Annotated in this window: 20 protein-coding genes and 2 pseudogenes; 17 read left to right on the top strand and 5 right to left on the bottom strand. The window is 64.0% G+C overall.

Annotation, left to right across the window (positions count from 1 at the left end; all coding sequences use genetic code 11):
• Positions 1-9: 9 nt before the first annotated feature.
• Positions 10-363: a DUF488 domain-containing protein gene (locus ACIU1A_RS05630; protein WP_404926828.1), complete on the top strand. Its 354-nt coding sequence runs from the start codon at positions 10-12 to the stop codon at positions 361-363.
• 187 nt (positions 364-550) lie between these two features.
• On the opposite strand, the gene ACIU1A_RS05625 is transcribed toward ACIU1A_RS05630, so the two are convergent.
• From ACIU1A_RS05625 to ACIU1A_RS05615, 3 genes are all read right to left on the bottom strand, one after another.
• On the bottom strand, positions 551-904 hold the full coding sequence (locus tag ACIU1A_RS05625) for an ArsC family reductase (RefSeq protein WP_404926827.1): 354 nt from the start codon (positions 902-904) through the stop codon (positions 551-553).
• 218 nt (positions 905-1,122) lie between these two features.
• The gene (locus ACIU1A_RS05620; RefSeq protein ID WP_140497937.1) at positions 1,123-1,476 is read right to left on the bottom strand and encodes a nuclear transport factor 2 family protein; all 354 of its coding nucleotides are present in this window, start codon (positions 1,474-1,476) and stop codon (positions 1,123-1,125) included.
• 130 nt (positions 1,477-1,606) lie between these two features.
• A complete protein-coding gene (locus ACIU1A_RS05615) occupies positions 1,607-2,239 on the bottom strand; it encodes a 2'-5' RNA ligase family protein (protein ID WP_404926826.1) in 633 nt (210 codons plus the stop codon).
• A gap of 274 nt (positions 2,240-2,513) precedes the next feature.
• On the opposite strand from ACIU1A_RS05615, the gene ACIU1A_RS05610 reads away from it, so the two are divergent.
• The 6 genes from ACIU1A_RS05610 (at position 2,514) to ACIU1A_RS05585 (ending at position 7,918) form a co-directional block, all read left to right on the top strand.
• Positions 2,514-3,671: a fumarylacetoacetate hydrolase family protein gene (locus ACIU1A_RS05610; protein WP_140559346.1), complete on the top strand. Its 1,158-nt coding sequence runs from the start codon at positions 2,514-2,516 to the stop codon at positions 3,669-3,671.
• A gap of 150 nt (positions 3,672-3,821) precedes the next feature.
• Complete coding sequence (locus ACIU1A_RS05605) at positions 3,822-3,950, top strand: hypothetical protein (RefSeq protein WP_281406201.1); 129 nt, start codon at positions 3,822-3,824, stop codon at positions 3,948-3,950.
• Positions 3,944-4,879, top strand: a complete 936-nt coding sequence (locus tag ACIU1A_RS05600) for a substrate-binding domain-containing protein (RefSeq protein WP_140497931.1) — start codon at positions 3,944-3,946, stop codon at positions 4,877-4,879. The genes ACIU1A_RS05605 and ACIU1A_RS05600 overlap by 7 nt, the downstream gene beginning before the upstream one ends.
• Positions 4,880-4,998: 119 nt before the next feature.
• On the top strand, positions 4,999-5,985 hold the full coding sequence (locus ACIU1A_RS05595) for an ABC transporter permease (protein ID WP_140497929.1): 987 nt from the start codon (positions 4,999-5,001) through the stop codon (positions 5,983-5,985).
• A 3-nt stretch (positions 5,986-5,988) separates the two neighbouring features.
• Complete coding sequence (locus tag ACIU1A_RS05590; RefSeq protein ID WP_140497927.1) at positions 5,989-6,780, top strand: ATP-binding cassette domain-containing protein; 792 nt, start codon at positions 5,989-5,991, stop codon at positions 6,778-6,780.
• Between the two features lie 115 nt (positions 6,781-6,895).
• The gene (locus ACIU1A_RS05585; protein WP_140580727.1) at positions 6,896-7,918 is read left to right on the top strand and encodes a LacI family DNA-binding transcriptional regulator; all 1,023 of its coding nucleotides are present in this window, start codon (positions 6,896-6,898) and stop codon (positions 7,916-7,918) included.
• A gap of 336 nt (positions 7,919-8,254) precedes the next feature.
• Here the strand turns inward: ACIU1A_RS05585 and ACIU1A_RS05580 are convergent, their stop codons facing one another.
• Positions 8,255-8,848, bottom strand: coding sequence for a TetR/AcrR family transcriptional regulator (locus ACIU1A_RS05580; RefSeq protein WP_404927856.1), 594 nt, complete (start codon positions 8,846-8,848; stop codon positions 8,255-8,257).
• A 245-nt stretch (positions 8,849-9,093) separates the two neighbouring features.
• On the opposite strand from ACIU1A_RS05580, the gene ACIU1A_RS05575 reads away from it, so the two are divergent.
• The 6 genes and pseudogenes from ACIU1A_RS05575 to ACIU1A_RS05550 all read left to right on the top strand — a co-directional run bounded on the left by ACIU1A_RS05575 (position 9,094) and on the right by ACIU1A_RS05550 (position 16,869).
• Positions 9,094-9,342 carry a hypothetical protein gene (locus tag ACIU1A_RS05575; RefSeq protein WP_140497921.1) on the top strand — a complete coding sequence of 83 codons (249 nt, stop codon included), beginning with the start codon at positions 9,094-9,096 and terminating at the stop codon, positions 9,340-9,342.
• Complete coding sequence (locus ACIU1A_RS05570; protein ID WP_404927855.1) at positions 9,336-12,512, top strand: efflux RND transporter permease subunit; 3,177 nt, start codon at positions 9,336-9,338, stop codon at positions 12,510-12,512. Before ACIU1A_RS05575 ends, ACIU1A_RS05570 begins: the two co-directional genes overlap by 7 nt.
• A gap of 15 nt (positions 12,513-12,527) precedes the next feature.
• Positions 12,528-13,683: pseudogene (locus ACIU1A_RS05565) on the top strand (efflux RND transporter periplasmic adaptor subunit).
• Between the two features lie 176 nt (positions 13,684-13,859).
• On the top strand, positions 13,860-14,552 hold the full coding sequence (locus tag ACIU1A_RS05560; RefSeq protein ID WP_140762471.1) for a GntR family transcriptional regulator: 693 nt from the start codon (positions 13,860-13,862) through the stop codon (positions 14,550-14,552).
• Positions 14,553-14,581: 29 nt separating this feature from the next.
• Positions 14,582-15,688 (top strand): mandelate racemase/muconate lactonizing enzyme family protein, encoded by a 1,107-nt coding sequence (locus tag ACIU1A_RS05555; RefSeq protein WP_404926825.1) that lies wholly within the window; start codon positions 14,582-14,584, stop codon positions 15,686-15,688.
• Positions 15,685-16,869 (top strand): mandelate racemase/muconate lactonizing enzyme family protein, encoded by a 1,185-nt coding sequence (locus tag ACIU1A_RS05550; protein ID WP_404926824.1) that lies wholly within the window; start codon positions 15,685-15,687, stop codon positions 16,867-16,869. The genes ACIU1A_RS05555 and ACIU1A_RS05550 overlap by 4 nt, the downstream gene beginning before the upstream one ends.
• Here ACIU1A_RS05550 and ACIU1A_RS05545 read toward each other — a convergent pair.
• Positions 16,866-17,411, bottom strand: coding sequence for a hypothetical protein (locus tag ACIU1A_RS05545; protein WP_404928102.1), 546 nt, complete (start codon positions 17,409-17,411; stop codon positions 16,866-16,868). The genes ACIU1A_RS05550 and ACIU1A_RS05545 overlap by 4 nt on opposite strands.
• Between ACIU1A_RS05545 and ACIU1A_RS05540 the strand changes: the two are divergent.
• The 4 genes and pseudogenes from ACIU1A_RS05540 (at position 17,403) to ACIU1A_RS05525 (ending at position 22,710) form a co-directional block, all read left to right on the top strand.
• Positions 17,403-18,768, top strand: a pseudogene (locus ACIU1A_RS05540) (ABC transporter substrate-binding protein). The gene ACIU1A_RS05545 and the pseudogene ACIU1A_RS05540 sit on opposite strands and share 9 nt — an antisense overlap.
• A 69-nt stretch (positions 18,769-18,837) precedes the next feature.
• Positions 18,838-19,791: an ABC transporter permease gene (locus tag ACIU1A_RS05535; RefSeq protein WP_140498118.1), complete on the top strand. Its 954-nt coding sequence runs from the start codon at positions 18,838-18,840 to the stop codon at positions 19,789-19,791.
• Positions 19,788-20,666: an ABC transporter permease gene (locus ACIU1A_RS05530; protein ID WP_140497909.1), complete on the top strand. Its 879-nt coding sequence runs from the start codon at positions 19,788-19,790 to the stop codon at positions 20,664-20,666. The genes ACIU1A_RS05535 and ACIU1A_RS05530 overlap by 4 nt, the downstream gene beginning before the upstream one ends.
• Complete coding sequence (locus ACIU1A_RS05525; RefSeq protein ID WP_404926823.1) at positions 20,659-22,710, top strand: dipeptide ABC transporter ATP-binding protein; 2,052 nt, start codon at positions 20,659-20,661, stop codon at positions 22,708-22,710. The genes ACIU1A_RS05530 and ACIU1A_RS05525 overlap by 8 nt, the downstream gene beginning before the upstream one ends.
• Positions 22,711-22,719: the final 9 nt, after the last annotated feature.

The raw sequence follows: 22,719 nt of genomic DNA, 5'->3' as shown, positions 1-22,719 counted from the left end.
GGAGAGCGGATGGCCTTCGAGATCGCGGTCAAACGGGTGTATGAACCACCCTCGTTCGATGACGGGCAGCGGGTCCTGGTCGATCGTGTCTGGCCACGTGGCGTCAGCAAGGAGCATGCCGCGCTGGCGCTATGGCTGAAGGACATCGCGCCGAGCACCGGCTTGCGCAAGTGGTTCGGGCACGAGTCCGAACGATGGGCCGAGTTCCAGAAGCGGTATCGTGCCGAACTGGAAGGCAATGGCGAGGCCGTGGCGCAACTGCGCGCCCTGCTCCGCGACGGCAAGGTGACGCTGCTCTACGGCGCCCATGACGAGGCGCACAACAATGCCGTGGCACTGGCGGGGTATCTGAGAGGACAGTGACCTGTCCCTTCGTCATCCTCGGGCTTGACCCGAGGATCCATGCCGTGAACGTCCGTCCGGAAATGCAATGGAGCAGAATCTGCACGGCTGCGACGCCCAAAAGTCACGGCATGGATCCTAGGGTCTGCGCCGCGTCGCTTCGCTCCTTGCTCCGCCCTAGGATGACGAACTGAGAGTGTACCGCGCCCTACTTCCCGACCACCGCCGCCTCATAAACATCCGGCTTGAACCCGACCAGGATGCGGTCGCCAACCTCGAGCACAGGCCGTTTGATCATCGTCGGCTTGGCCAGCATCAGTGCCTTGGCCTTCTTTTCATCCAGGCTCTGTTTATCCTTGTCCGGCAACTCGCGGAACGTCGTGCTGCCCTTATTGAGCAGCTTTTCCCAGCCGACCTTGCGGACCCAGCCATCCAGCCTGCCCGCCTCGATGCCTTCCGCCCGATAGTCGTGGAACCGGCAAGGCACGTCGTGGCCCTCCAGCCAGACGCGGGCCTTCCTGATCGTGTCGCAGGTGGTGATGCCGTACATGGTGATCGTCAAAACAGGTGCCTTCCGGACTTCGAGATCTGGCCGCAGATTAAGCAGCCCCGGCGCGCTTTGCCAGCGGCCCGGCAGAACCATCGAAGAGTAAGTTTCTTCAATGGCGGGCGCGCGGTCGCCGATCCGTGACGACGATGTGCATCAGGTCGGATAGCGGCCAGGACATGATCCTGGCCGCTTAGGATGCGGCGAAATGTGCCGACAGCCGAAAACCCGTCTCAATAATAGAAGCGCTCTTCGGCAATCTTGCCGTTCTTGACCGTGTACAGGCCAACCTCGTCCATGGTGACACGCTGGCCCGTGGCCTTGGGCGTTATGTCAAATGTAAAGCGCACGGCGAACTGGTCGCCGTTGACATAAGGGCCCTCGACCGAGCCGCCATGGACTTCGTTGTTTTCCTGCCACCACTGGCCTTTCTGCTTGACGGCGTCCTTGCCGCGGCAGACGGCCATCGGCCCCTCCATGGCCTCATAGCTGACGATGTCGTCGGCATTGTATTTCTCGGCAGCACTTTCGTAGTCACCGCGCTTGAGAAGCTCCGTGAAATCCTTGGCAATTTCCGTGTTGGTCATGTGTTCCTCCTGTTCAGACGCATTGCAAATAGGGAAAGGTTGGCGGCCTGCCATCGTCGTGCCGTCTGGTAGCTGACATGCCATGTCAGGATGATGGACCGCGCGGACTATGCGAGGACGATGCAGGCTCTCACATGGCGGGCAGTGCATCGTCCTGGCCGGTCAGCCGCCAACGTCCGGGCTGCTTGTAGGCGCCCTTCCCAATGAGACTGTGGATCAGCACAAAATCCCGGACAGTCCAGCCGATCGGATCGATCGACCGCTCGCGAATGCTGGGAACGCCCACTTCATCACGAAGCAATGTAACATGCGGTTCGATGGACCTGGTGAGAAAGGGGTTTAGCGGGCTGTCCGAGATCACCGCCGTCAGATCACGCCAGAATTTCTGCAGCGGCTGATTGCCATCGCTGCCGCGCAGGACCAGTGCACCACCGCCAAAAGCCGACAGGCGATCGAACGATACCTCGAAGGGCTTCGCAACGATCATCGATCCGATATGACAGGCGGCCTCTGCCAGCTCTTGCGGATACTCCTCATGGTCGCCGAGGCCGACAAGCGAGATGTGGATGTGATTTTCCGGAACCAGCCAGCCTTGCAATCCGAACTCACGGTTCAATGCAATGGCCTTTCGCGCGAGACGACCAGCAATCGCGCTGCCGACGAGGATGGCAAAGAACAGCCGGTGGAAATGCTTCCCGGCCTGTTCCCATCGGAAAAAGGCCTGGCCGTTCTTCGCGGTTCCGAATGCGGGTTGCCCACTCATACTGATCTCGTCCGCCAATTGACTCAGGGCGAGCATATTAGAACAAAACGAGAACAAGCGCAAGCCGAAAAATGACGCAGGCGTTGGGGCTCCCGCACCGCCGCATGCATCCAACCCCTGAAGGAGTGCTTCCTTGCGGTACGCCAATCGCCGACGACGCCGGCAGACATGGCGCCTGGCTCACCACAAACGGGATAGACCTTTGACAGGAATCCGGTGAAAGTGCCGCGCCGAACCAGCAAGCCGCATTTTTGATGATCAGAGGACCGCACGCATGACAAACCCGATGCATCTGCCCGCCGAAGGCCTTTTTGTCGGGCGCGCCAGAAGCAGCGACGCCTCGCATCCCCTGGTGGTCACGGTGCGTGATGGCACCGTCTTCGACATCACGTCGAGCACGGCGCCGACCGTGCGCGATATCTGCGAGATGGCCGATCCGGCCGGTTATGTGCGCTCGGCCAAGGGCAAGCCGATCGGCTCGCTCGATGATATCGCGGCCAACAGTTTCGAGGCCGCGCGTGATCCGGCAAGGCCCTATCTCATCTCCCCCGTCGACCTGCAGGCGATCAAGGCCTCGGGCGTCACCTTCGTCGTCAGCCTTTTGGAACGCGTCATCGAGGAACAGGCGCGCGGTTCGGCGGAAAAGGCCGACGCCATCCGCGCCGACATTGCCGGGCTGATCGGCCACGATCTGTCCAAGCTCAAGCCCGGTTCGCCGGAAGCGATGGAGATCAAGGCCAAGCTCATCGCACGCGGCGCCTGGTCGCAATATCTGGAAGTGGGCATCGGCCCCGACGCCGAGATCTTCACCAAATGCCAGCCGATGGCCTCGGTCGGCTTCGGCGCCGATGTCGGCCTGCATCCCGTCTCGACCTGGAACAATCCGGAGCCGGAGATCGCCATGATCGCCGCCTCAAGCGGCAGGATCGTCGGCGCCACCATCGGCAACGACGTCAATTTGCGCGATGTCGAAGGGCGTTCCGCACTGCTGCTCGGCAAGGCCAAGGACAACAACGCCTCCGCCTCGCTTGGGCCTTTCATCCGCCTGTTCGACGGCACGTTCTCGATCGACGACGTAAAGCGGGCCGTGGTCCGGCTGAAAGTGGAAGGTGAGGACGGGTTCTCGCTGGAGGGCGCGAGCTCGATGGCCGAGATCAGCCGCTCGCCGGAAGAGCTCGTTGCCGCCGCCATGGGCCCGCATCACCAGTACCCGGACGGCCTGGCGCTCTATCTCGGCACCATGTTCGTGCCTTCGAAGGACCGCGGCGAGAAGGGCAAGGGGTTTACCCACAAGGTCGGCGACATCGTCACCATCTCGTCGGAGAAATTCGGCGCGCTGGTCAACCGGGTGCGACTGTCGCCGGACTGCCCGCACTGGACCTACGGCGCCAGCCATCTGATGCGCGATCTTGCCAGGGCCGGCCTCCTCTAGCTCTGGGTTCACCCGAGGGCGGTCAATCATCGCTCCGGCGACCCTCGAGGCCGGTATCGCCTGCCGCGAAAAATCATCCGAACTGATGCAATCTGATGGGACCGCTGATGGCGTCCCGTCAGGCGCCGACTACGACTGACAGGCGGAGGCTTGCCATTTGTCGAAAAAGAGGATGCTCTGATCATCCAACACGGCGTTGGCGAGGAGGACGCGGTCTTGCCCGATCAAGAGGGCGGTTTCGAACTGATCAGTTTCAAACGGGAGGAAATCAAATGCTGACACGGCTAAGAGTGGTTCTATACGGCCTGCTGGTCGCGCTGACGGTCATTCCGGCGGCGGCGCAGGCCAAGACGTTCTACTGGATTTCACATGGCGGCCCGGCCGATCCGGTCTGGACATACTTCCTTGCCGGCGCCAAGCAATGGGCCAAGGACACCGGCAATACCGTCAACACCTCGTTCCACAATGGCGACGTCGCCTCGCAGCAGGAGGCGGTGCGGGCCGCGATCTCGGCCAAGGCCGACGGCATCACCACCACCAGCCCCGATCCGGGCAGCCTTGTCGAGATCGTCAAGGAAGCCCGCGCGGCCAACATTCCGATCATCAATTTCAACACGCCCGATCCCAAGGCCAATTTCAACGCCTATGTCGGCGGCGACAATGTCACCTTCGGCAAGCACTGGGCGCAGTATCTGGTCGACAAGGGCCTGGTGAAGAAGGGCGACTTCGTCTGGATGCCTGTCGAGATTCCCGGCGCCACCTACGGCGTGCAGGAAGAGGAAGGCATCAAGAGCGTGTTCGAGCCGCTCGGCATCACCTATGAGGTGACCGAGGCGACGCTCGACCAGGCCGAGGTGATCAACCGCATGGTCGACTATCTCACCGCCAACAAGGCCAAGGTGAAGGCGATCATCGGCCTTGGCGACCTCGTCACCGGCTCGATCAAACGCGTGTTCGACCAAGTCGGCGTCAAGCCCGGCGAAATCCCCGTCGTCGGCTGGGGCAACTCGCTCGACACCACCCAGGAAGTGCTGAACGGCTACGTCAATGCCGGCCAGTGGCAGGATCCGCAGGCGACCAGTTATGTCGCGCTGTCGCTCGCCAACATGGCCGCCAGCGGCATTCCCCCGGGCTTCAACGTCATCACCGGCGCGCTCTATGAGAAAGATACCGCCGAGATCTACGACAAAATCCTGTCCGGCAAATAGCCCCTGATCTCCAGCGCCGCGCGTCCACCGGGCGTGCGGCGTCCCGCCCTTTCGCCTGGTATCGAGCCGTTTGATGCGGCCCGATGGTCCGGCCCATTCCAACCAGTCGCGGGTTACACGTGGAAAATCGTTCGCTTGTCCAAGGCCTGATCGCGCGGCCGGAATTCGGCCCCTTCGTGCTGCTCGTCGTCGAGATCGCCGTCTTCTGGGGTTTCAACCACGACTTCCTGTCACCCCAGAACATCTCCAACACGTTGGCCTTCACGGTCGAGCTCGGGCTGATCGCGCTGGCGATGACGTTGCTGATGACGTCGGGCGAATTCGACCTTTCCGTCGGCTCGCTGTTCGGCTTCTCGCCGGTGCTGATGTGGACGCTGTTCAACAGCGGCCTCACCTCGCTGGAGATGGGCTTCGTCCTCGCGCTGCTGGTCGCCGCCTTCATCGGCCTGGTCAATGGCTGGTTCGTCACGCAGCTCAAGATCCCGTCCTTTCTGGTCACGCTCGGCATGCTCCTGGTGGTGCGCGGCACCGCGCTGTTCGTCACCGACGGCTTTCCGCAGCGCACCTGGAGCGCCGAGGGCAGTTGGCTGGCGGAGGCGCTGGTCGGCGATTTCTTCATCGGCCCGTTCCGCATCTACATGTCGCTGTTCTGGTTCATCGCCGCGGCCATCGCGCTGGGCTATGTGCTGACGCAAAGCCGCACCGGCAACTGGATCCAGGCCGCCGGCGGCAACCCGAACGCTGCGAGGGCGCGCGGCGTCAATGTCAGCCGCGTCAAGATCGGCCTGTTCGTGCTGTCCTCGGTCATGGCCTCGCTTGCAGGCGTCATCTCCTCGCTGCGCACCTCGGCGGCCAACCCCAACAGCGGCACCGGCTACGAACTCGAGGTCATCGCCATGGTGGTGATCGGCGGCACGGCGCTGACGGGCGGGCGCGGCACCATCATCGGCACCGTGCTCGGCATCCTGATCCTGCGCGTCATGCGCAACGGCATCGTGCTGATCGGCGTGCCCGGCCTTGCCTACAACATCTTCATCGGCGCGATCATCCTTGGCATGATGGCGCTTCATTCATGGCTGGAACGCCGGCATCAGGCAGGGACGTGAACCATGGCCGAGCCACTGATCCGCATGCAGAACATCCGCAAGTCCTACGGGCGCGTGCAGGCGCTGGTGGACGCCAATTTCCATGTCAACGAGCGCGAGATCGTCGGCCTGCTCGGCGACAATGGCGCCGGCAAGTCGACGCTGATCAAAGTGCTGTCGGGCGCGGTGCCGCTGACCAGCGGCGACATCTTCATCCGCGGCAAGAAGGTGAACCTGCGCAACACCAGCGACGCCATCGCCAACGGCATAGAGACCATCTACCAGGATTCGGCGCTGGTCACCCAACTGTCGATCGCCCGCAATTTGTTCCTCGGGCGCGAGCCGATCAAGCCGCCGCGCTTCCTCAACCGCATGGACCAGGAGGCGATGAACACGGTCGCCCGCGACCTGCTCAAGCAGGTCGGCATTTCCAAGAACATTCCGCCGACCACGCCGATCGGCTCGCTCTCCGGCGGCGAGCGCCAGGCGGTGGCGATCGCGCGCGCCATGCATTTCGACAGCGATCTCATCATCCTCGACGAACCGACCAACAATCTTGGCGTCGCCGAAACCCAGGGCGTGCTGAGCTTCGTGCGCAGCGCGCGCGATTCCGGCCATTCCTGCATCTTCATCGCGCACAACATCCACCATGTCTTCCAGGTGGTGGACCGCATCGTCGTCATGCGGCGCGGCAAGGTGGTGGCCGGGGACATCGACCCCAAGACGACCAGCGTGGCGGAGGTTGAACGCGTCATCACCGGCATGTCGGACAAGGAGATCCGCGACGCCATCGCCGATGGCAAGGGATCGCATTGAGGACGAGGGCAACATCCCTGCGAAACAGCAGAATGGGCGTCCGGGCGATGGGCGCGATCGGCGCCGCTCAAATCGGCCGTCTGGCGTGCTATCGCATCGGCAATAGGGTTGCGGCATGAAAGCCACCGTCTCTGACATCGCCAGGAACTGCGAACTGTCGACGGCGACGGTCGACAGGGTGCTCAACAACCGGAAGGGGGTCAGCGCGGCCAACCGGCAGCGCGTCATGGAGGCCGCCAAGCAGCTCGGCTATCTGCCGGTCGCCGATCAGGTAACGCTCCCCTCGCGGCCGGCCAATCTGGAATTCTTCCTGCCGATCGGCAGCAACGCCTTCATGCAGGATCTGGCCAGGCATATCGAGGATTATGCCTCGCGCCTGCCGCTCGTTGCCTCGTGCCGGATCCACAACCTCGCCGGAATCTCGCCGAACGCTTTGCAGACCGCCGTCGAAAACCTGTCGCTGAAAGCCAACGGCGTCGGCGTCATCGCCGTCGATCATCCCAGGACGCGCAACATCCTGCGCGACATCGTCGAGGCCGGCATTCGCCTGGTGACGCTGGTGTCCGATATTCCGGCCGCACCACGCTCGGCCTATGTCGGCATAGACAACCGGGTGGCGGGACGGACCGCCGCACTCCTGATGGGGCGCTTCCTCGGCGACCGCGAGGGCCAGTTGGCGATGGTGGTCGGCTCGCGCTCCTATCGCGGCCATGAGGAACGCGAGATGGGTTTCCGCTCCGTGCTCGGCGAGGAGTTCCCCAACCTGAGCGTCAGCAGCGCCGTCGAGATCAACGACGAGACCGATGCCAGCTATGCCGAAACCATGAAGGCGCTGCGCAACGAGCCGGAACTGCTCGGCATCTATTGCATTGGAGCCGGACGCTCCGGCGTTGCCAAAGCCATCCGGGAGGCCAGGCCCAACCGCAAACCGGTATTCATCTGTCACGACCTGACGAGGGAAACGCGCGGCTATCTCGTCGACGATCTCGCCGACGTCGTCATCGACCAGAATGCCAGGCTGATCGCCGAGCAATCGGTCATCCGCCTGCTTGGCTCGATCGCATCATCGGCGCCCTACCTGACGCGGAAATTCATCGAGCCGCGGCTGATCTTCCGGGAAAACGTCCCGGTGCAGTGACGCGGCCCGCGAGGTCTTCCGGTCACGGTGTTCGCGAGCGATACGGCGAATCTGCACAGCTGCTATGCACGATTCACGATTGCCGAATCATTGGGCAACTCATAGCTTCTGGTTGTCGGCCATCTACTCCTCCCAGATGCGATGCCGGCGCTGAGTGGGGTGCACCTCCTCCCGCACCACATTCGAAATCGAGCCCGCTGCCACCTCCTCCCGGCAGCGGGCTTTTTTATTGCACGCCGGACATTTCCGGGAACGGCAGGGAATCCACGCAACATCAAAGCCACGGCAGACCGGAAGCGCACGCGCTGTCCGGCGCCAATGAGCCTTGCCGATGGATCAGCCCGCGGCGGCTCCGCCCCTGAAGGACTGGATCAACCCTTCCGCCATGCGCACCAATTGCGCGCTGGGACCTTCGGTGCCAACGGTCTGCACGCTCACGCGCGCGCCTTCGCACAGCAGCGAAAGCGTATCGGCCAGAAGTTCGGCCTGGCCGATGCCGGCGCCCCAGCAGAGCGCCACCAGGCGCTCGCGCTGGGCTTCCTTGAGTTCCTTGATCACGCGCCTGGCCGGATGGTCGGGTTCAGTCAGTTCAACCGCGGCGTTGGCCATGTCGCAGCCCCGGCAATCGGCCGTAAGCATCTCGGCCGCCTTGCGAACCCAGGCATGCAGTTGCGCGAGCTTGTCGCCCGGATGCTCGGCTTCGAATGCGTCCCACATCGCGCCGGCCTTTGATGCGGTGGCGCGCAGGCATTCGATGATCAGATCGTCCTTGGATTCGAAATGACGGTAGAGCGTCATCTTGTTCGTGCCGGCAGCCTCGGTGATGGCGTCGACGCCGACGCCCTTGATGCCGTGCTTGTGGAACATGTCGCGCGCCGTCTCCAGGATCCGATCCCGGGGACGAGGACGCTCCACGACGCCGTCTGTCATCATTGATCTCCTTCGTTTCCAAAAATCCCTCGGCCACCTCTTGACTAGGGTGTTACCGGTCTGTAACTTCCAGAATGTTACTTACTGGTAACACCTATGGCGTCCGCCGTCAATAACAAGACCGTGATCTGGTCCGGCCAGATCGGGGCGGGCGAAAAATTGCATTTCATGCGGCTCCGGCCGGTGAAGAGATGAAAAACGGTTCGCGAGCATGGGCTGCGAATCGACAGACAAGGAGCCGGCCAATGCCACAGCGCCGCGATCTTACCATAGATGAAGCCGTCCGGGATCCGATGATCCGGCTGGTCATGAAAGCCGACGGGGTCGATCCGCGCGCTTTCGAAACAATGCTGCGCACGCTTGCCGGTTCGCAGCGCGGCGAGGTGCCGTTGCTCCGTTCGTCGGAAGAGTTCGGACGCGGCCAGAGGCTGTCCAGGGTTGCCACTGCGTTCGGCAGGGCAAGAGCAGCCGGAGAGGCGTGCGTGTCGTGGTAAACTTCTTCATTCACCGCCCGATCTTCGCCTCGGCGATCGCCATCATCATGGTGCTCGCCGGGACGATTTGTTATTTCCTGCTGCCCGTCTCGCAGTTTCCCGACATCACACCGCCGCAGGTCGTGGTCAGCGCCCACTATCCGGGAGCCAGCGCGCAGGTGGTCGCCGACACGGTGACGACGCCGCTGGAGCAGCAGATCAACGGCGTGCAAGGCATGACCTACATGTCGTCGACCAGCTCAAATGACGGTTCCTCGACGATCACCATCACCTTCGATGTCGGCTATTCCCTGAGCACCGCCGCCGTCGACGTCCAGAACCGCGTCTCGCAGGCTGCCTCGTCGCTGCCGGCGATCGTCAATCAGGGCGGCGTGACGATCAAGAAGCAGAATCCGAACTTTGTCCTCATCGTCAACCTCACGTCGCCCGACGGCTCCGTCGACCCGGTGGCGCTGTCGAACCTTGCCTATCTGCAAGTGGTCGACCCGCTGAAGCGGCTGCCCGGTGTCGGTGACGTGCAGATTTTCGGCGAGCGGCGCTATTCGATGCGCGTCTGGCTCGATCCGGACAAGCTCGCCAATCTCGGCATCACCGCCGTCGACGTCCAGAACGCCATTGCCGAGCAGAACGTCCAGGTGGCCGCCGGCAAGATCGGCCAGTCTCCGGCGCCTGCCGGCACCGCTTTCGAGATGCAGGTCAATGCCGTCGGCCGGTTGAGCGATCCCAAGGAGTTCGGCGACATCGTCGTGCGCGCCAACACCACCACCGGTTCGCTGGTGCGGCTGCGCGACGTCGCCCGCATCGAGCTCGGCGCCCTGCAATATTCGTCGTCGGCCTTCTTCGGCAAGGACCCGACCGTGGTGCTCGCCGTCTATCAGATGCCCGGCTCCAACGCGCTCGATCTGCAGCAGCGCGTCAAGGACAAGATGCAGGAGCTGTCCGCCCGCTTCCCCAAGGGTGTCAGCTATGCCATGCACTACGACACGACGCGCTTCGTCTCGGCCTCCATGCATGACGTGCTGATCACGCTCGGCGAGGCTCTGGTCCTCGTCGTCGCCGTGGTTTTCATCTTCCTGCAAAGCTGGCGCACCACAATCATTCCGACGATCGCCATCCCGGTGTCGCTGGTAGCGACGCTCGTCGTCATGGAGATGATGGGCTTCTCGCTCAACATGCTCTCCCTGCTCGGCATGGTGCTGGCTATCGGCCTTGTCGTCGACGACGCCATCGTGGTGGTCGAGAATGTCGAACGACAGCTCGAGGCCGGGCTGAAACCGTTGGCGGCTACCAAGGCCGCCATGGCCGAGGTCACCGGTCCGATCATCGCCACCACAGCCGTGCTGATGGCCGTCTTCGTGCCGGTCGCCTTCATCCCCGGCGTTTCGGGACGGCTCTACAACCAGTTCGCGCTGACGGTGGCGATCTCGGTCGGCATTTCCGCCTTCAATTCGCTGACGCTGAGCCCGGCGCTGAGCGCCGCCTTCCTGCGCCATCGCCAAGGCACGCAGTTCGTGCTGTTCCGCTGGTTCAATACGGGCTTTGACAGGCTGTCGCATGCCTATGCCAATGGCGTGCGCATCCTCATCCGTTTGCGCTGGATCATGCTCGGCCTGTTCGCAGCCGGGCTGGTCGCCACCTATTTCGTCTGGGCGAAGCTTCCCTCGACCTTCCTTCCGGTCGAGGACCAGGGCTATTTCTTCGTCGTCATCCAGTTGCCCGACGGCGCTTCGCTGGAACGCACCGACGCGGTGGCGCAGAAGGCGCGCGACATCCTGCAATCGACGCCCGGCGTCGACATCGTCGGCTCGATCAGCGGCCTGAACTTCCTGACCAGTGCCGCGCAGTCGAATTCCGCAGTCGAATTCGCCATCCTGAAGCCGTGGGAGGAGCGTGGCCCCGACCAGAGCGCCTCCAAGCTTGTCGCCGACGTGCGCGGCAAGCTGATGCAGATCCCGGAGGCGTTCGCGCTCTCCTTCGATCCGCCCTCGATCCCGGGTATCGGCACCACGGGCGGCTTCGAATTCGTCGTCGAGGACCTTACCGGCCGCGGCAGCACCGCGCTCAACGACGCAACGCAAGCCGTGATCGCCGAGGCGCGCAAGCAGCCAGAAATCAACCCCCAGCAGCTGTTCTCGCCATTCTCGACCTCGACGCCGCAGTTCAACTACGACCTCGACCGCGCCAAGGCGAAGCTGCTCGGGCTCGACCTGCCTGACGTCTTCAACACGCTGCAGATCTATCTCGGCTCGCTCTACGTCAACGACTTCAACCTGTTCGGCCGCACCTTCCGGGTGACCATCCAGGCCGACAAGGATGCACGCGCGGGTGCGGCCGACATTTCGCGGCTCTATGTGCGCAATGCCTCCGGCGGCATGGTGCCGCTCAGCACGCTGGGCAAGCTGGTGCCGTTCGTCGGCCCGGAAACGGTGCCGCACTACAACAACAACGCCTCGGCCTCGATCAATGGCGGCGCCGCGCCCGGCTATTCGTCGGGCCAGGCGGTCGCCGCCATGGAGCGGGCCGCCGCCACGGCTCTGCCAAGGGATTTCGGCTTCGAATGGACCGGCATCACCTTCCAGGAGCTCAAGGCGGGATCGATCGCGTCGGTCGTCTTCGGCCTCGCCATCGTCTTCGTCTTCCTGATCCTGGCGGCGCAATATGAGAGCTGGGCGATGCCGTTCATGGTGCTGCTGGCAGTGCCGCTCGCCTTGTTCGGCGCGTTCGTGGTGCTGTGGGTGCGCGGCATGCAGATCGACGTCTACTCGCAGATCGGCTTCGTCATGCTGATCGGCCTGGCGGCGAAGAACGCCATCCTGATCGTCGAGTTCGCCCGGCGACGGCGCGAAGAAGGCCTCAGCATCGTCGAAGCGGCGATGGAAGCGGCACGGCTGAGGCTGCGGCCGATCCTGATGACGGCCTTCGCCTTCATCCTGGGCGTGCTGCCGCTGATGTTCGCGACCGGCGCCGGTGCTGCCAGCCGTCAATCGATCGGCACCACCGTCTTCGGCGGCATGGTGGCGGCGACCATCCTGTCGCTGGTGTTCGTGCCGGTCTTCTATGCGGTCATCGAACAGCTGCGCGAACGGCGCGGCGGTGAAGAGCCCGCTTCCCTGCATTCCGAACCAACTGCCGAACCCGCCTTGCCGCCCATGGCGCAAGCGGCCGAATAAGATTGGAGACTGAACATGCGTAAATGGAAAATCGCTTTGGGCGCCGCTGTCGCGCTGGGTGCAATCTCGGTGGCGAGCGTTCACCTGCTCGATATGGGCAGCCTCAGCCTCAATGCCGGCACGGCCGGAGCGGCAACGCCCGCTCCCGCGGCATTCGTCATGCCGGTGCCGGTGACCAGCGTGGTGAAGAAGACGATCCCGATCTATCTCGACTATGCCGCCCGCACCGAACCGATCCGCAGCGTCACGCTGCAGGCCAGAGTGCCGGGCTACCTGGAAGAGCAGGCCGCCGAAGACGGCGCCGACGTCAAGAAGGGCGACCTCCTCTACAAGATCGCGCCGCAGGACTTCCAGGCGGCGCTCGACCAGGCGAAGGCGCAGGTGCAGCGTGATACAGCGACGCTCGACTATGCCCGCTCCAATCTCGGCCGCGGCACCGAGCTCGCCAAGAGCGGCTATCTGGCCAAGGACAGCTTCGACCAGCGCACCAGCACCTTGCGCGAGGCGCAGGCGTCGCTGGCGCTCAACCAGGCGGCGGTCCGCTCGGCCGAGCTCAATTTGAGCTATTCGGAGATCTCGCGCTCCCTTCGCAGGCCGCATCGGCCGTAACCAGGCCTCGATCGGCACGCTGGTCAGCGTCGCCGGCACGGTGCTCAACACGCTGGTGCAGCTCGACCCGATCTATGTAACCTTCAATCCGAGCGAGAGCGATCTGGCGCAGATCGAGGAAGCTCGCGCCGCCGGCCCGATCGAGGTCGAGGTGCTGCTCCCGGGCGAGACCGAAGCCCATCAGAAGGGTGAACTCACCTTCATCGACAACACGATCGACCATTCGACCGGCACCATCACCGCGCGCGCCACCATCGGCAACGCCAAGTTCGCGCTGCTGCCTGGCCAATATGTTCGCGTCCGGCTGCACGTCAAACAGCAGCCCGATGCGCTGATGGTGCCGCAGGTCGCACTGGGTTCGAGCCAGCTCGGCAAATATCTTTACGTCGTCGGCAAGGGCAACACCGTCGACCAGCGGCTGGTTTCGACCGGGCCGATCAGCGGCGACCTGGTGGCCATCCTGAGCGGAGTCACGGAAGGCGACCAGGTGATAACAGGCAATCTGCAGAAGATCGGCCCTGGAATGCCGATTTCACCACTGCCACAGAAACCGGCCACCTGACTCCCCCGCAGGCCCGGTTTCAGCGCGGCGCCCCGGCCTTCCCACAGGTCGCGGGCGCCGCTTTTGCGAGCAGTTCCGCCCGACCAGTACCGCGATGTGAAAAAAGCCGCAAAAGTTCTTGTTAGATTGTCGACAATCTGTTTGTCTTGCGCTTGGTTTCGTCGGGAGTGGCCGGGATGGCAAAGGCTGATTTCAGTCCAATCGCGGATACGACGCGACGCGCGGAGATCGTGGCGTTGCTGCGACGGGCAATCCTGACCGGCCAGTTGGAGCCGGGCCAGAAGCTCAACGAGCTGCGGATTTCCGAGCAGATGCGCGTCAGCCGCGCGCCTTTGCGCGAAGCGATGCGCGAGCTGGTGCAGGAAGGCATCCTGACCAGCATCCCCTATGCCGGCACCTTCGTCATCAATGTCACCGCCAAGGACATCGACGATGTCTACTCGCTCAACAAGGTGCTCGACGAATTCGCCATCGAGCGGACATGGGAGCTGCGCGACCGGCGCTTTTTCGATGAGCTCGACCGGCGCCATGAGGCGGTGAAGCAGGCGACGCGCGACCGCGACACCACAAGGCAGATCGAAACCGCGCTGCAACTGCATGGCCTGATTCACGAATGGGCCGACAATTCCGTTCTTTTGGAAACATGGCAGCGACTGACCAGCCGGTTGCAGATGTATTTCGCCCTGCACCAGCAGGCACGCAACGAAGCCGTGCCCGCCGAGGACGTTCACGAGACCTACGTGCGGCTGCTCAAGGGCAACGACATGCGTGCTGCGCAGCGCCACGCCCGTCAACATATCGACCAAGATTTCCAAGAGCTTCTTGCCTACGCGCGCGCTCTCGAACGGCGCCCGTCGAAAGGCGCCTGATCCTTCCCCAGCGGACAACGGACATCAACGTGCAGATCGCAACCATCAAAGCCTACCATGTCGTGCAGCCCTTCGTGGACGGCCCCTACCGTATGTCCAAGGGACGCGTCGCCGACGCCTTCGACGCGGTGATCGTCGCCATCACCTCGGACGATGGCATCACCGGTTGGGGCGAGATGGCGCCGCTCGGTAATTTCTATTCGGCCGCCTTCCCTGCGGGCGCCCGTGCCGGCGTTATGGAGATCGCCCCGCACCTCATCGGCCACGACCCGCGCGGCCTCGCCGGCATCGGCCGGCTGATGGACATCGTGTTCAAAGGGCATCCCTACATCAAGTCGGCGCTCGACATGGCCTGCTGGGATCTCGCCGCGCGCGCCGCCGACGTGCCGCTGGTGACGATGCTGGGCGGCAAGGAGAGCGATACGGCCGAGCTTTACAAGGTCGTCACCCATGGCAGCGTCGATGCCATGGCCGCCCTTGCGCAGCGCATCGTCCAGGACGGCTTCCACCGGCTGCAGGTCAAGGTCGGCGGCAACGTCCGCGACGACATCGAACGCGTCACGGCGGTCGCCGCCTCAGTGCCGAAAGACACTGTCATCTTCTGCGACGCCAATGCCGGCTGGACGCCCTACCAGGCGCGCCAGTTCGCCGATGCGACGCGCTCGATCGATTACACATTCGAGCAACCCTGCACGACGATCGAGGAAAACATGTCGGTGCGCCGCATGCTCGACAAGCCGATGGTGCTCGACGAATCCGTCACCTCGCTCGAGGACATGCTGGAAATCCATCGCCGAGGCGCGGCCGACGGGCTGACGCTGAAGATCTCGCGGCTCGGCGGCGTCGGCAGGACCCGGCTGATCCGCGATGTCGCCGTCGACCTCGGCTTCATGATCACCGTCGAGGATACCGGCGGCGCCGAGATCGACACGGCAGCCATGGCGCATCTGTCGCTGTCGACGCCGCAGGAGCGCCGCCTGCACGCCATCGCGTTCCACGAATGGGTGACGGTGCGCACGGCGTCGAACAAGCCGCCGGTCACCGGCAGCCGCATGGGCGTTCCGGATGGTCCGGGCCTCGGCATCGACGTCGTCCCGGATCTTCTCGGCAAACCCTTCTTCGAGGTCGGCCGGTGAAAATCCGCGGCATCAAGGCGACGCCGATCAACCTCAGGCTCGAGGCGCCTTATGCCTGGGTGTTCGGTGAACTCGACGGCTTCTCGCCGACCATTGTCGAAGTGGAGACCGAAGATGGCCTGATCGGCCTCGGCGAAGCACCGATGCCGGCAGCAGCCGCGATCATCAACGACATCCTGGCACCCCGGCTCGTGGGCCGCGACGCCTTCGACATCGCCGGCGCCGAGCATGTCTGCCTGCCCTACTGGACCGGCGTGCAGTCGATCAACGACCGCACCCGCATCATGGCCTTCGGCGCGATCGAGATGGCGCTCTGGGACCTGCGCGGCAAGGCGTGGAACCAGCCGCTCTACCAACTGCTCGGCGGCGCCGTGCGCAAGGAGATCCCGTTCACCGATTACTTTTCGCTGCGCGGCGACGGGCCAAGCGTGAAAGGCGAGACGACAGCGGAGGAAGTCGCCGACTACTGCGTCGAGCTTCATGAGACCCACGGAACGACCTTCTTCGAAGGGAAGTTCTCGACGCAGGATCCAAAAATCTCGCTGAAGATGATCGAATTGATCCGCAGGAAGCTCGGCGACGATGCAATGATCCGCATCGATTCCAACCAGGCCTATTCGCTCAGCACCGCCCGGCGACTGACGTGGCCGCTGGAAGAGCTTAGCGTGCGCAATTGGGAGGATCCAGTGGCGACGATCGAGGAGATGCGCGAACTCAGGCGCCATTGCTCGATCCCGTTCTCGACCCACAACATCGACATCGCCCGCGCCATGGACCTCAAGGTGCCCGACGCCTTCGTCGGCAATCCAACCGCGCATGGCGGCATCGGCCGCATGCTGCGCTTCGTCGGCGCCTGCGAGCACGCCGGCATCGATTTCTGGTGCTACAGCGGCGACAGCGGCATCGGCAGCGCCGCCTACCTGCATCTATGCGCGGCGCTCGGCTGGATACGGGAACCGAACCAGTCGCTGTTTCGCATGCAACCGACCGACATCACCGAGGAAGGACCGTTTTGCCCGAGGAACAATGTCGTGCCTGTGCCGGAGGGACCCGGTCTCGGCATCACATTGTCGCGAGAACGGCTCGCTGCCTGCCATCGCGACTTCGCCGAGAACGGGCCCTGCAACAAATATCACGATCCGGCAAAGCCCGGAACTTACCGTCGTTTGCCGCTGAACTAGATGATGGCGGCCGGCCACAACAGAAGAAGCCAGCCGCCGCGATCCCGGTCGGAGAGGGTGGCCACGGACCAGAGGAAGCAGTGCAGCCCAGAAACCGGCACGTCCGCGCCAAGGACTGGATGGACCGGACAAAACCGCGTGCTACAGTCCCGGTCTACAGGCCTCTGGCGACCGGAAACGGTGTAGTCGCGAATTTTCGTCAACCATAAGAAACAGGGGAAAGGGTCAAACCCATGAGCAAGAATTATCGCATTCTCGACCTCATCCGGCGCAATCGCTCGCCGCTCGAAAATCACCTCATCGACGGTCTCGTCGACGGCCGTGTCAGCCGCCGCGACTTCATCCGCCATGGCAGCCTGCTCGGCCTGTCGCTGCCGCTGCTGGGCGGCATCACCACGGCCGCGGGCCTCGGTGCCATGCCGTCGCTCGCCCGGGCGCAAGGCGCGCCAGGCGCCACGATCCGCGTCGCAAGCAGCGTGCCGGCGGCGACGATCGACCCTGTCACCATCGCCGATGCCGGCGGCCTGCTGATCATGCAGCAAGTCGCGGAGTTCCTCTGCGTCGACGGCCCCGATCTCGTGCTCAAGCCGGCACTGGCTGAAAGCTGGAAGCCGAACGACAACGGCTCGGTGTGGACTTTCAAGCTGCGCAAGGGCGTGAAGTTCCACTCAGGCGGCGAAATGAAGGCCGACGACGTGGTGGCCAGCATCGACCGGATCGCCGACCCGGCCAACTCGTCCAACGCATTGTCGGTGTTCACCGGTATCCTGTCGAAGGGCGCCAGCAAGAAGGTCGACGACTACACGGTGGAATTCCACCTCGACGCCCCGAACGGCAACTTTCCCTACATGGTGTCGTCCGATAATTACAACGCCGTCATCGTGCCGGCGAGCTACAAGGGCGACTACGAAAAGAGCTTCGACGGCACCGGGCCGTTCAAGATCGACAAATACACGCCGAAGGTCGGCGCTTCCTTCGTCCGCAACGAAGGCTACTGGGGCGAAAAAGGCGCTGCCGGAACGCACCGAATTCACGTTCTTTGCCGACATGCAGCCAATGATCCTGGCGCTGCAGGGCGGGCAGGTCGACATCATCAACCAGATGCCCGTGCTGTCTGGCGTGGCGCTGCTCAACGATCCCAACATCGACATCATCAGCCTGAAATCGTCGGCACACCAGCAACTGCACCTGCGCTGCGACGACGGGCCGATGAAGGATGCGCGCGTGCGCCGCGCCATCGCGCTCAGCCTGGACCGCGACAAGCTGGTCGCGGGCCTGATGAAGGGGCGCGCCGTGGCCGGCAACGACAGCCCGTTCGCCCCGGTTTATCCCTCGACCGATGCGAGCGTGCCGCAGCGCAAGCAGGACATCGCGCAGGCCAAGCAGCTCATGGAGGCGGCGGGCGCGGGCAAGGGCTTCAAGATGACGCTGACCACCGAGCGCTATCTCGAAATCCCCGAATACGCCCAGCTCATCCAGAACTGGGTCAAGGAAATCGGCATCGAGCTCGAGCTCAACATCCTCGACCAGAGCGCCTATTACGGCGACGCCGTGTTCGGCAAATCGAACTGGCTGGACTCGGAAATGGGCATCACCGACTACGGCCACCGCGGCGTGCCGAACGTCTATCTTGCCGCCCCGCTGAAGAGCGAAGGCACGTGGAACGCGGCGCACTTCAAGAACAAGGACTACGACGCGCTGGCGACCAGCTATATCGCGGCCCTCGATCTCGAAGCGCAGAAGGCGACGGCAGGCAAGATCCAGAAACTTCTGCTCGAGGAGACGCCGGTCATCTTCGGCTATTTCTACGACTATCTGACGGCGACGGCGAAGGGCGTGGCCGGCGTGCAGCCGACCGCGATGTCGCAGCTGTTCCTCGAAAAGGCGTCGAAGGCCTGAGCGGAAGGGAAAGCCAATCCTATAACAGCCAGCTTCCTGACGGGAGCTGGCTACTCAGGAGTGTTAGCCATTCTCTCCTTCCTTGTCCGGCGCGTCTCGCTTTCGCTCGTCACGCTGTTCCTGCTCAGCATCATGGTCTTTCTGGGCGGACAGGTGCTTCCAGGCAATGTCGGGCGCGCCATATTGGGGCCGTTCGCCGACCAGCGCGCCGTCGATGCGCTCAACCATTCACTCGGCGTCGACCGGCCACTGCTTGCCCAGTACTGGAGCTGGATTTCAAACTTCGTCCAGGGCGACATGGGCACGTCCTACATCTTCCGCTCGCCGGTCGCCCCCTTCGTCATCGATGCGCTAGGCAATTCGATGAAGCTGGCGGCGGTCGCCTTCGTGCTGGTGGTGCCGATCGGCATCCTTGGCGGCGTCGTCGCAGCCCTCAACCTCAACCGGCCGCTCGACCGCATCATCAGCCTTGGCGGCCTGTCGGTGACGGTGCTGCCGGAGTTCGTCACCGGCATCATCCTGATCCTGATCTTCGGCGTCTGGCTGCGCTGGCTGCCGATCTCGGCGGCATGGCCGCGTGATGCCGGTTTCTTCACGCAGCTTTACTACCTGATCCTGCCGGCGCTGCCGCTGTTCCTGGTGCTGTTCGGCTATATCGCGCGCATGGCGCGCTCGGGCATGATCGAGGCGCTCGATTCCGACTATACGCGAACCGCGGTGCTCAAGGGCCTGCCCTGGCGCACGGTGATCTGGCGCCATGTGCTGCGCAATGCGCTGCTGCCGACCATCACCGTCATTGCCACCCAGACCGGCTATCTCATCGGCGGGCTGGTGGTGATCGAGACGCTGTTCCGCTACCAGGGTATCGGCTCGCTGATCTTCACCGCTGCGCGGGGCAAGGATTTCCCGATGCTGGAATCGGGCATCCTGACCATCGGCATCGTGTATGCCGTGGCCACCCTTGTGGCCGACTTCCTCTATTCCGTGCTCAATCCACGCATCCGGCTGGGGTCAGAACAATGAGCGCCGTCCAGACCAGTCCCGCCAGACAGGACGACACCCGCCAGCGCAGCCCCCTGGCGGAGGTTTTGTCCTCGCTGCTTCGCTCCGGCACCTTCCTCGTCGGCATCACCATCGTGCTGTTCTGGGTCGCCTGTGCGCTGTTCGGCGAACATTTCGCGCCCTACGATCCGCTCGCCGACGACATCATCAACGCGCTGGCGCCGCCTTCGGCCGAACACTGGTTCGGCACCGACCAGATCGGCCGCGACGTCTTCTCGCGCGTCATCGTCGGCTCGCGCGACATCCTGACCGTCGCGCCGCTGGCGACATTGCTGGCGACGGTGGCCGGCACCGCGCTCGGGCTGCTCACCGGTTACTTCCGCGGTATTGTCGACGATGTCGTCAGCCGCATCCTGGAAGCCTTCATGGCAATCCCGGTGGTGATCGTGGCGCTGCTCGCCATCGTGGCGCTCGGCACGTCCAAGACCACCGTCATCGTGGTCATCGGCCTGAGCTTCGCGCCGATCATCGCGCGCACCGTGCGCTCGGCGGTGCTGGCTGAGCGCGAGCTCGACTATGTCGCCGCCGCCCAGCTCAGGCATGAGAGTGCGCTGCATACGATGTTCGTCGAGATCCTGCCCAATGTCATTCCGCCGATCCTGGTCGAAACCACCGTGCGGCTTGGTTATGCCATTTTCGCGGTCGCCACGCTTTCCTTCATGGGCTTCGGCATCCAGCCGCCGTCGCCGGACTGGGGCCTCTCGATTTCCAGCAATTACGGCATGATCGGCGGCGGCTTCTGGTGGACCGTGCTGTTCGACGCGCTCGCCATCGCCTCGCTGGTGATCGGCGTCAACCTGGCGGCCGACGGCGTGCATGGAGCGTTCAATGACTGAACCCTCCAAGACCCGGAACGCGAAGGCCCAGAACGCACTCGACCTCAACGATCTGTCGGTCGCCTATCGTGTTTCCGGCCGAAACCGGGCGGTGCTGCGCAATCTCAGCCTGACCATCGGCCAGGGCGAGGCCTATGGGTTGGTCGGCGAATCCGGCTGCGGCAAATCCACGGTCGCCCTTTCCGTCGTGCGCTACCTGCCGCGAAACGGTTCGATATCAGGCGGCGCGATCTCGCTCGACGGCCAGGACGTCATGAAGCTCGATGCCGAGGCGCTCAGGCAAATGCGCGCCGAAAGCGTCTCCATGGTCTATCAGGACCCCGGCAAGGCGCTCAACCCGTCGATCCGCATCGGTCGCCAGTTGGCCGAGATCTTCGAGCTTGGGGGCAAAACGGGGCAGGCAGCCGAGGATCGCGCAATCGCCATGCTCAACCGGGTGCGGATCTCCGATCCGGCCAGCGTCATGCAACGCTATCCGCACCAGCTTTCCGGCGGCATGCAGCAGCGCGTGGCGATCGCCATGGCGCTGGCCAACGATCCTTCGATGCTGATCCTGGATGAGCCGACGACCGGCCTCGACGCGACCGTCGAAGCCGAGGTGCTCGACCTGATCGCGCAGCTGCGGCAAGAATTGTCGGCCTCGATCCTGTTCATCAGCCACAATCTCGCCGTCGTCTCCAACATGTGCGATCGCGTCGGCGTGCTCTATGCCGGCATGCTGGTCGAGGAAGGGCCGACGGAGGCCGTCTTCAACGATCCGCGCCATCCCTATACGGTAGCGCTGCTGCGCTGCCTGCCGCGCGGCGGCCAGCGCAAGGACCAGGGCCGCCTCGACACCATCCCGGGCTTTTTGCCCGGCATCGGGGCCGACATCAAGGGCTGCCCCTTCACCGACCGCTGCGCTCTCGCTACCGACCGCTGCCGCAACGAGTTGCCGCCGCTCTACGAACTGGGCGGCCGGCTGTCGCGCTGCCACTATCACGAGAAGGCGCAATCCCTGCCGCGCGCGACGCCCAGCGACGCGCCCGCCGCGCCGAAAGCCGCAGCCGCGCCGGTATTGCGGGTCGCCGGGCTGAACAAGACCTTTGCCAGCCATGGCCATTCGCTGCGCGCGGTGAAGGACGTGTCGCTCGATCTCAGGCCGGGCGAAACGCTCGGGCTGGTCGGCGAATCCGGCAGCGGCAAGACCACTTTCGCCAGGCTGCTGCTCGGCCTCGTGCCGCCCGACGACGGCGGCAGCATCGAGCTCGAGGGCAAGGCGCTGGCGCCGCGGCTGGGGGACCGCAGCGACGACCAGGTCAAGGCGATGCAGATCGTCTTCCAGAATCCGGACTCCGCACTCAACCGGTCGCATTCGATAAGGCATCTGATCGGCCGCGCGCTGAAGCGGCTGGCAGGGTTGAGCGGCAAGGCGCTCGAGGCGCGCCTCGACGACCTCGTCCGCTCGGTGCGGCTGACCGACCGGCATCTGGCCGTGAAGCCGCGCCAGCTGTCGGGCGGACTGAAACAGCGCGTTGCCATAGCGCGCGCCTTCGCCGGCGATCCACGCATCGTCGTGTGCGACGAGCCGACCTCGGCGCTCGACGTGTCGGTGCAGGCCGCGATCCTGAACCTGCTCGCCGATCTGCAAGCGAAGGAAGACGTCAGCTACATCTTCATCTCGCATGACCTTGGCGTGGTGCGCTACCTCTCCGACAAAATCGCCGTGCTCTATCTCGGCCGCATCATGGAGCTCGGCCCGTCGGAAGACGTCTTCTCCGGCCCGCATCATCCCTACACCGAAGCGCTGCTGTCGGCCGTGCCCAGGCTCGACCAGACCGAGACGGCGCGCATCCGTCTCGACGGCGAAATCCCCAGCGCCGCCAATCCGCCGCCGGGCTGTGTCTTCCACACGCGCTGCCCACGCAAGATCGGCCCGATCTGCGAACAGCAGGAACCGCCGCTGGCCGAGGCGCGCCCCGGACACTCGATCCGCTGCCATATTCCCTACGCGGAACTCGCCAGGCTGCAGAGGCCGGCAGCGGTCGATACCGAGCCGGCGTAGCCGAACATA

The sequence above is a fragment of the Mesorhizobium maamorense genome (assembly GCF_044998965.1).
Taxonomy (GTDB): domain Bacteria; phylum Pseudomonadota; class Alphaproteobacteria; order Rhizobiales; family Rhizobiaceae; genus Mesorhizobium.
The sequence above is the reverse complement of the archived record's forward strand: the minus strand, read 5'-3'. Positions and strand labels throughout refer to the sequence as shown.